This is a genomic window from Virgisporangium aurantiacum (assembly GCF_016863635.1).
In the GTDB taxonomy this organism is placed as follows: domain Bacteria; phylum Actinomycetota; class Actinomycetes; order Mycobacteriales; family Micromonosporaceae; genus Virgisporangium; species Virgisporangium aurantiacum.
Genome location: NZ_BOPG01000108.1, coordinates 1 through 9,372, shown reverse-complemented (window position 1 = coordinate 9,372; position 9,372 = coordinate 1). Strand labels below are relative to the sequence as shown.

Genomic DNA, 9,372 nt, shown 5'->3' with positions numbered 1-9,372 from the left:
GCGCGGACGCTCGTGAGCCGCGTTTCGGCGAGCGCGGCGATCAGGTACCGGTAGACCGTCGGCGTGGAGTGGTAGATCGTCACGCCGTGCTCGGCGATCGCGGCCACTACACCGGCGAGCCCGACGGCCCGCACGTCGACGGGTACGGCCGCGGCGCCGGTGAGCAGCGCCGAGAACGTGTCGGTGACGGCCATGTCGAACCCGAACGACGTCAGGACGCTGGTGCGGTCGTCGGGCGTGATCCGGAAGTTCGTGGCGTGGTTGGTGACGCCGAACAGCACGTTGCGGTGGCTCTGCACCACGCCCTTCGGGCGCCCGGTCGACCCCGACGTGTACAGCAGGTACGCCGGGTCGTCCATCGTGGACGGACCGGCCAGCCCGTCGAACGGATCGTCGACGGGATCGCATTCCCGCACGACCGTCACGGGAAGACCCGCCGCCAGCTCCGCGGCGCGGGCCGCGTGGTCGGTGTCGGTGACGATGCCGGCCGCACCGCTGTCGCGCAGCAGGTCGGCCAGCCGCCCGGCCGGGAACGCCGGGTCGAGCGGCACGTAGGCGTGGCCGGCGGCCAGGGCGCCGAGGATGCCGGTGACGGTCGACGCGCCGTGACGGCAGAGCACGCCGATCCGGCCCGGTGGCGAGCCGGGCGCGCGCGGCGCGACGACCCGCAGGGCGGCGGCGACCGCGGCGACGGACGCGGCGAGCTGCCGGTACGTCACCCGGCCGTCGGCGGCGAGCACCGCCGGACGGTCGGGGTGGCGCCGCACCTGCGCGGCGAACGCGGCCGGGATCGTCGCACCGACCGGCAGGCTGACCTCGGCCGCGGCGCGGTGCCGGTCGGCGGGCGCGCCGGTCACCCGGGGATCGAACTCCATACACGGCCTCCCAGGGATCTCAGAACGGGAACGGGCGCAGCATCGGTGTCGGCCGGTGGTCCACAAAGGACGGAGTGACCGTCACCGGCGCGCCGACGTAGTAGTCGAGCATCCGGTGCCAGTCCGGGCCGTATGCCGTCGCCTCGGCGTTCAGCGTCGCCGGTGCGGTGTCCGGCCAGCGTCCACTGTGGACGCGATCGGTCAGCGCGTCGATCGCGACGGTCATCTCGGCCTGGCTCCAACGGCAGTGGTTCGCCCGGTCGATCCAGAGCTGGCGCAGGTTGCGCGGGTTGCCGAACCGCGACACCTGCTTGGCGTACCAGCCGGTCTGCTCGGCGCCGGTAAGGCCGTCCTCGGTGGTGTGCAGCGTGACGACCGGCGTGCGGGTGGCGCCCAGCGGCGTGCCGTCGCGGGCCAGGTCGAACGCCGCGGCCGGGTCGGGCGCGATCCGCGGTGCGGCGGCCAGCGCGGCCAGGTCGGCGTCGAGGTCCAGGCCCGCGGCGGCGTAGGCGCGCTCCACCAGGGGACGCATGCTGGAGCGGGCCAGCAGCCGGCCGTAGTCGACCCCGACGTTCCAGCTGGGGTTGCCGCCGCTGCGCTGCTCGACCTCGACGCGGGTGGCGCCCCACGTGTTGTCGCGGTACATGCCGATCGCGTACACCGCCTCGTGGAACAGCTCGTCCTCCAATGTGGACGGTCGCGGGCCGCCGAACCACGCGGGCACGTCGGTCATCGCGTTGGCGAGGGCGATCCGGGCCAGGCCCTGCGGCGACGTGGTGGCCGCCCGCAGCGTGGCGAGCGCCCGCGCGTTGTTCGCGGCCGGGTCCTGGATGCCGGTCAGCTGCAGGCCCGGGTCGAGCAGGGTCCGGACGACGAAGCCCATGTCGAGCCACTGGTTCCAGAACGGCACCGAGCCGCCGTCGGGCCCGCACGCCGACAGGACACCGGCGAACCGGCCCGGGTTCCGCTCGGCCAGCAGGATCGAGGTGAGGCCGCCCATCGACAGGCCCCACGCGTAGACCCTCGTGGGCCTGCGCAGGTTCGCGCCGATCCAGTCCAGCAACGCGATCTGGTCGCGCAGCCCGTCCTCGACCGCCCAGCCCTTGGTGCGGTACGCCGACGCGGCCAGCGCGTACCCCTCGCTCAGCAGTTTCTGCTCGACCAGCGGGTAGCCCGACGTGACCGGCGGGACCTCGGCGTTGGGGGCGTAGTGCCCGTGGCTGTAGAGGAAGACCTCACCGGTCCAGTTCTCCGGGACGGTCACCCAGAACCGGGCGCCGTCGATCACTCCTTCGTGGACGGTCGGCGCGGCCGCGGCCGCGCTGGTCGGTAAGGACGTGGCGGTGACGAGCGCCGTGAGGACGGCGACCATCAGGGCGAGGGTGCGTTTCACATCGTCTCCAGGAGGGGGTGTAGTTCGTCGAGCGCGGTGAACGCCGCGCGGATCTCGTCGGCGGTGTTGTAGAGGTAGGCCGACACGCGCAGCACCTGCCCGCCCGCCTGCGCGTCGACGTACGGCTGGGCGCACAGGTGACCGCTGCGGCACATCACGCCGTAGGAGTCGCTGAGGGCGCGGGCGAACTCCGTCAGATCGCCCGCGCCGCGGACGGTGACCGACGTGATCGCGCTGCGTTCCGTGGACCCGGCCCCCGCCACCTCGGTCAGGTAGTCGCGCTTGGCGACCTCGGCGGCGAGCACGCCGGCCAGCAACGCGTCGTGGGCCGCCACCTCGGCCATGCCCAGCCGCTCCAGGTAGTCGACGGCGGCCAGCAGGCCGTACGCGCCGGCGATGTGCGGGGTGCCGGCCTCGAAGCGGAACGGCGAGCGCCGCGGCACCGAGCCGGTCAGGTCGACCCAGTCGACGGTGCCGCCGCCGACCAGCGCCGGCCGGAGCCGGTCGACCAGCGCCGGACCGAGCACCAGCACGCCGATGCCGGTCGGGCCGAGCATCTTGTGCGCGGAGAAGGCGAGCGCGTCGGCGCCGAGGTCGGCCATCCGGATCCGGCGGTGCGGCACCGACTGGGCCGCGTCGACGACGACGAGGGCGCCGTGCTCGTGCGCCATCGCGGCCAGCTCGGCGACCGGCGCGTACCGGCCGGTGACGTTGGAGCAGTGGGTGAGCGCGACCACGGCCGGCCGGCGGGCCAGCAGCGCGGCGTACCCGTCGAGGTCGACGTCGCCGTCGGGCCGGGTCGGCAGCCAGGCCACCGCGCACCGGTCGCGCAGCGGCAGCTGCATCGAGTGGTGCGCGTCGGGGCTGACGACGGCGAGCGTGTCGCGGGCCAGGTCGAGACCGTCGGCGACGAGGTTGAGCCCCATCGTGGTTCCGGCGGTGAACACCACCTCGTTCGCCCGCGCGCCGACGAACGCCGCGACCCGCGTGCGAGCGGCCTCGTACGCGTCGGACGCCTCCTCCGACAGGATGTGCTTACCGCGGTGGATGTTCGCGCTGACCTCGCTGTAGTAGCGGGTCACGGCGTCGATGACGGCGCGCGGCTTGAGCGTCGTCGCGGCGTTGTCGAGGTAGACGAGCGGTGCGCCGTCGACGTGCCGTTCGAGGACGGGGAAGTCGGCGCGCAGGGCGTCGGTGATCGTCACAGCGGCACCTCGGAGATGCAGGGTAGGAACTTGCCGGAGCGTTCGCATTCGATGTAGGCGGCGGCTTCGAAGGTGAGGTCGGAGCCGAGCAGCGCGCGCAGCTTTTCGTGGAGCGAGTCGTCGGGCTCGCCGTCGGCCGGCACGTACCGGAACTGGAACCGGCCGGGGGCGAGCTGGCGGAGCTTGTAGACGTCGAGCCAGCGGGCCGGTCCGACGAGCTCGTCGAGCTGCCTCGGGGTCAGCAGGACGCCGCCGTCGCCGGCGCGCATCACGTCCTTGCGGCGGCCCTGGTGGACCACCCGGGGGAACCCGTGCCCGCACGGGCACTCGCCGTCGAGGAGCGTGTACAGGTCGCCGGTGCGGTAGCGGATGTGCGGGGAGAGCTCGTCGCCGATGCTGGTGACGTACAGCTCGGCCAGCTCGCCGGGCACGGCCGGCCGGGTGGGCCCGTCGCCCTCGGGCAGCAGTTCGAGGTAAAAGCTCTCGGCGTTGAGGTGCAGGAAGCCGTGCGGGCACTCCATGCCCAGCCACCCCATCTCCGACATCGACGCGACCTCCACGGTGACGGTGCCCGGGTCGAAGAACTCGGCGATCTGTCGCCGGGACGTGGCGGCGACGACGTTGTAGGTCAGCACGATGCCGCCGACGGTCGGCGGCGGGATGCCCTGCCGGCGCATGGCCCGCACGAGGAACGCCAGGTGCTGCGGGTCGACGTAGAGCCAGTGCGGCCCGTACTCCGTCAGCTCGTCGACCGCCTGCTGGACCATGACGTCCGGGGTGGCGAGCAGGTCGTGCGCCACCGGCAGCACGAGCGTGCCGTCGGGCAGCGTGCGGGTCTGTGGGGTGGTGAACGGGGTGGCGCACTCCACGTCGGAGCAGTTGGGTGGCGCGTACCGGCACACCCGCTGCTCCTTGGCGTCGGCGAAGACCTTCAACAGTCCGGGGTGGACGGACGTCGTCGCGGTCATGCGGCCGGCGAGCGTGAACGTGTGCGCCACCGTCAGCAGGCGGTCGCCGGTGGTCCCGGAGCTCCGGCTCTTGAAGATGAACGGGTCGTTGAGGGTGGCGCCGCGCACGAGCACGCCGGCCGGGAAGTTGCGGCGGTAGTCGGGTTTGGCGGTCGGCGGGACCCGGCGGAAGTCGTCGGCGGTGCGGATGTCGTCGGGGGTCAGGCCCGCCGCGTCGAGGTGCTTCTCGAAAAACGGCACCTGTTCGTACGCGACGTACAGCTCGTCGAGCGCGCCCGGGAACGCCGCCGTGAACGCCTCGGTCATGGTTGTCCGCCTTTCTCGGGGGACTCGGGTGGGGTCGGCAGCTCCCGCATGCGGGGAACGGAGGACAGCAGCAGCGGCACCACGGCCAGCGTCGTACCGCCGACGGCGACCGCGATGGCAGCCCGCAGCCCGACCGCCTCGGCGAGCAGCCCGGCGCCGAGGGCCGCGAACGGGGCGAGGGCCAGCGACAGGGTCCGGAACGTGGCGACCGTCCGGCCCTGCATGTCGTCGGGCGTGGCGGCCTGGCGGATCGCCGCCTGGCCGGCGATGGAGACCTGCACGCACGCGCCGTAGGCGAACTGCGCGACGCCGACCATGGCCGCGGCGCTCCACCGGCCGCCCATCGCCAGCGGGACGGGCACCAGCACGAGCCCGCGCAGCAGCACCGACCACGTCAGCGACGGGCCTACCCCGAAGCGCCGGACGAGCCGCGGTGCCACCGACGCGCCGATCAGCGCGCCGGCACCGCCGATCGCGAGGATGACGCCGTACCAGCCGGCCGGCAGGTGCAGGTCGCGGACGAGGTAGAGGAACAGCAGCACCTCGACGGCGGTCGCGAACGAGAAGAACACCGCCAGCTGCAGCGCGCCCGGCCGCAGCACCGGGTGCCGCCAGACGAACCCGACGCCCCGGGCGATGGCCGGCAGCATCGACTGCCGCGGCCCGCTCTCCGGCGGCGGCCGCTCCGTCGTCCGGATGAGCAGGACGGCGATCGCCGAGGCGACCAGTCCCGCCGCGCCGAACAGCACCACGAGCACCGCCGACGCGGCCGACACCAGCAGCCCGCCGAGGCTGGGACCCATGAGCTGGGCGACCGACTCCGACATCTGCAGCTTGCTGTTGGCCTCGACGAGCTGCGGTCGCCCGACGAGCGACGGCAGGTACGCCTGATGCGCGACTGTGAACACGACGAACATCAGCGTGCTCAACGACACGATGAGGTACAGCCAGTGCAGGGTGAGCACGTCGGCGGCCCACAGCAGGGGCAGCGCGGCGAACAACGCGGCCCGCCCGACGTCGGTCGAGATCAGCAGCGGCCGGCGGCGCAGCCGGTCGACCCACACGCCGACGAACAGGAACAGCAGCAGCGGCAGCCGGGCCAGCATGCCGAGCAGGCCGACCTGCGCCGGGGTGGCGTCGAGGAGCACGACCGCGATCACCGGGAGCGCCACGAGCGTGATCTGGGCGCCGAGCAGCGACAGGCTCTGGCCGATCCACAGCTTGACGAAGTCGGCGTGGCGGGCGAGGCTCGTGCGTCCGTCCACTGTGGTCATCGGACACCGTCCGCGAGGTCTGCCAGTGCCCGCTGGTAGCCGGCGGCGAGCGCGCGCACCCGGGCCGCGCTGTGCCGGTCCCCCCGGTAGTTCAGCACGAGGACGAGCGCACGCGCCGGATGGGTGCGCACGAAGTTCGCGGCCAGGGGGACGTGCGTGTGCTCGATGATCCGGCGCTTCACGACGCGCACGGGGCCGGGTGCCGCTCCCTCGCGGTAGACGTGGAAGTCGCGGAACTCGAAGACGGTGTCGAACTGCGGCCGGCCGGCGATCCGGTCGACCTCCGCGTACGGGAAGTGCCGGTGCGGCAACAGTTCCAGCTCCGCGTCGTGGACGCGGCGCACGAGCGCCGGCCACCGGTCGGTTCCGGCGGCGACCCGCAGCGGCAGCGGGTTGAGGTACATGCCGAGCACCTCGACGCCGCCCTCCTCCTCGGGCCGGCCGTGCATGACGAGCCCGGTCTGCACGTCGTCGACGGCGCACGCCGCGGCCAGCGCGCGCACGTGTGCGGCGAGGAGCACGGTCGACAGCGGGACGCGCAGGGCGCGGGCGGCCCGGTCGAGTCCGGCCACGACCGCGTCGGGGAAGACCTCGGTGACGGTGCCCAGCGGGTCCCCGTCGGAGGGCTCGGCCGGAAGGGCGGTCGGGACGGCACCGCGGACGCGGTCGGCCCAGAACGCGCGCTCGTCCGGATCGTCGACGGCGGCCCGGGTGCGGGCGACGAAGTCGCGGTAACGGACCTTCGGCGGCTCGACGGGCATCGCGTCGCCGGTCAGCCGGGCGGCGTACCGGCGGACGATCTCGGTGGTGAGCGAGGCGAGGCTCCAGCCGTCGAGGATCGCGTGGTGGAACGTCAGCGTCAGCGCGAACTCGCCATCGGGGAGCGTGTCGACGTGTGCGCGCAGCAGCGGCGGGCGGTTCCAGGGCAACGGTTTGGCCCGCTCCTCCCGTCGACGCCCGTCACCGTCCATTGTGGACAGTTCCGCGACCGTGAGGGGGACCTCGGCGGTGCGGTGCACGTACTGGGTCGACGTGTGGACGTCGATCGAGGTGCGCAGCGCGTCGTGCCGCGCGGTCACCTCGTCGAAGACGGCCGCCAGCGCGGCCCGGTCGAACGGCGCGCGGACGGTGAGGGTGAACACGTCCCGGTAGACGGCTACGTCCGGCCGGGCGTCGGTGTGGGCGACCATCGCGGCCTGGTTGGGCGTCAGCGGGTAACCGTCGACGAGATCCGGGTTGTCGGGGCGGTGCGGCAGGAGGTCGAAGGGCTGCGCGATCGGCTTTGCGGCGGCCGGTTCGTCGGCGCGTTCGAGCGCGGCGGCGAGATCGCGGAGTTCGGGGCGGGTGAACAGCACCTGCGTCTCCAGCCGGTAGCCGGCCTGCCGCAGCCGCGCGACGACCATGAGGCTGCGGATCGAGTTGCCGCCGACGGCGAAGAAGTCGTCGCGGGCGCTGACCCGGGCCAGCCCGAACACCTCCCGCCACACCCGTGCGACGGCGCGCTCGGCGTCGGTCGACGGCTCCTCGTACGGCGTGTCGAGCCGCAGCGCGTCGGGCGCCGGCAGGGCGGCCCGGTCGAGCTTGCCGTTGAGGGTGAGCGGCAGTTCCGTCAACGGCAGGAACACCGACGGGACCATGAACTCGGGCAGCCGCGCGGCGAGGTGCCGCCGCCACGGCCCGGTCAGCTCGGCCGCGAGCCGCCCGTGCATCGGCCGGTTGGCGAACCGCTCCAGCCCCGCGCCGCCGCCCGACGCCGCGACAGTGGCCGGCGCCGCGGCCTGCGGGCTGGCCGGCGGCGGGCCGGCATCCGGCGGCGCGGCGAGGCCCGACGGCGGGTTGCCTGGCGGGCTGGCCGGCGGGGCGGCGGGGTGACGGAATACCGCGTCGCACCGGGTCGGGTCGGTGGTGGAGGGGCTGATGTCGGCCACGAGGCCGAGGGCGTCGGCGAGGGCGAACAGGTCCTCGGGATCGACCGCGGATCCGGTCGCCGGGTCGAGGGCCCGGCGCAGGGCTGCGGCGGCGGGCGGGCCGGTGGGGTCGGCGAGCAACCCGAGCAGCCGGGCCGGGCCGGCGAGACGGGCGTTCGGCACGCCGGTCACGCCGAGGCGCCCGGTGCCGGCGGGCAGGGCGGTCAGTTTCGCCCGGAGGTCGTCGAGGGAGGTCCACGGGATCCACCCGTCGAGGGGGGTGGCCGGGTCGGCGTCCAGGTGCAGGGTGACGTCGTACCGGAAGCGGATCAGTTCGTTGTCGGCCCGGCCCCGCTTGACGGCCACCTCGACCCGTCCGAGGCGGGGCAGCCGGCCGGCGAGCGCGGCGAAGAAGCCGGGATCGAGCGCCAGTTCCTGCTCGCCGGCGACGCGGCGGGCAACGGCCTGTCGCAGAGCGGCCGCGGGGGTGGCGTCGGCCGCGCGGTGCAGTTCCACCGAGGCGTGCAGCGCGGTCAGCAGGGACCGGTGGCGGACGTCGCCGAGGAAGACGCGTCCGCCGGGCGCCGACGCGGCGACCGACGCCTCGAGGACGCGCATCAGGTAACCGGTGTCGGGAAAGTACTGCGCCACCGAGTTGAGCACGACGGTGTCCACAGTGGACGGTGGCAGTGCCGCGAGCTCGGGCAGGCTGCCCCGCGCGACGGTGACGTGCGGCATGGGCTCGCGGGCCAGGTGTGCGCGGATGTGGGCCAGGCCGGCCTCGGCGATGTCGAGGCCGTGGTACGCCTCGACGTGCGGGGCGAGCCGGAACAGCACCAGGCCGGTGCCGCAGCCGACCTCCAGCACGCGGCGCGGCCCGGTGGACCGGATCCGGGCGACGGTGTCGTCGAGCCACCGGGCCATCTCGGCCGGCGGGATCGGCTCCCCGGTGTAGCTGGACGTCCAGCCGCCGAGGTGGAACGCGGCGTCGGCGGCGGGGGCGCGGTAGGCGTCGTCGAACACGCCGCTCCACTGGGTGACCCGCTCGGCTTCGAGGCCGTCGGCGCCGACGCGGTCGAGCGCGTCGGTGTCCGGAACGACGTAGGCGACGAGCTGCGGGTCGCCGCCGGGCGAGGGCCGCGCGAGGACGACGGCCTCGCGGACGGCGGGATGCTCACGGAGGACGGCCTCGATCTCGCCCGGTTCGATCCGCTGACCGCGAATCTTGACCTGCTCGTCCAACCGCCCCAGGTACTCCAACTCCCCCGACGGCAACCACCGGGCCCGGTCCCCGGTCCGGTACCACCCGTCCACAAACCGCTCCGCCGTCAACGACGGCTCCCCCACATACCCATCGGCGACCTGCACCCCACCGATCCACAACTCCCCCGGAACACCGACCGGAACCCGCTCCCGCGCGGTATCCCACACCTCCAACCGCGTA

General features: G+C 74.0%; 5 protein-coding genes and 1 pseudogene. All 6 read right to left on the bottom strand.

Annotated elements, in window-relative coordinates; all coding sequences use genetic code 11:
• A partial coding sequence (locus Vau01_RS58035; RefSeq protein ID WP_204012050.1) for an AMP-binding protein occupies nucleotides 1–875 on the bottom strand: 875 nt, incomplete at its 3' end.
• A 19-nt stretch (nucleotides 876–894) separates the two neighbouring features.
• Nucleotides 895–2,268 carry an alpha/beta hydrolase-fold protein gene (locus tag Vau01_RS58030; protein WP_204012048.1) on the bottom strand — a complete coding sequence of 458 codons (1,374 nt, stop codon included), beginning with the start codon at nucleotides 2,266–2,268 and terminating at the stop codon, nucleotides 895–897.
• Nucleotides 2,265–3,473: an aminotransferase class V-fold PLP-dependent enzyme gene (locus Vau01_RS58025; protein ID WP_239152938.1), complete on the bottom strand. Its 1,209-nt coding sequence runs from the start codon at nucleotides 3,471–3,473 to the stop codon at nucleotides 2,265–2,267. The genes Vau01_RS58030 and Vau01_RS58025 overlap by 4 nt, the downstream gene beginning before the upstream one ends.
• On the bottom strand, nucleotides 3,470–4,747 hold the full coding sequence (locus Vau01_RS58020; RefSeq protein ID WP_204012042.1) for a phenylacetate--CoA ligase family protein: 1,278 nt from the start codon (nucleotides 4,745–4,747) through the stop codon (nucleotides 3,470–3,472). The genes Vau01_RS58025 and Vau01_RS58020 overlap by 4 nt, the downstream gene beginning before the upstream one ends.
• Entirely contained in the window at nucleotides 4,744–6,021 is a 1,278-nt protein-coding gene (locus Vau01_RS58015) for an MFS transporter (protein WP_204012039.1), read from the bottom strand. Before Vau01_RS58015 ends, Vau01_RS58020 begins: the two co-directional genes overlap by 4 nt.
• Nucleotides 6,022–6,299: 278 nt before the next feature.
• Nucleotides 6,300–9,372: pseudogene (locus Vau01_RS58010) on the bottom strand (condensation domain-containing protein); the annotation flags it as partial.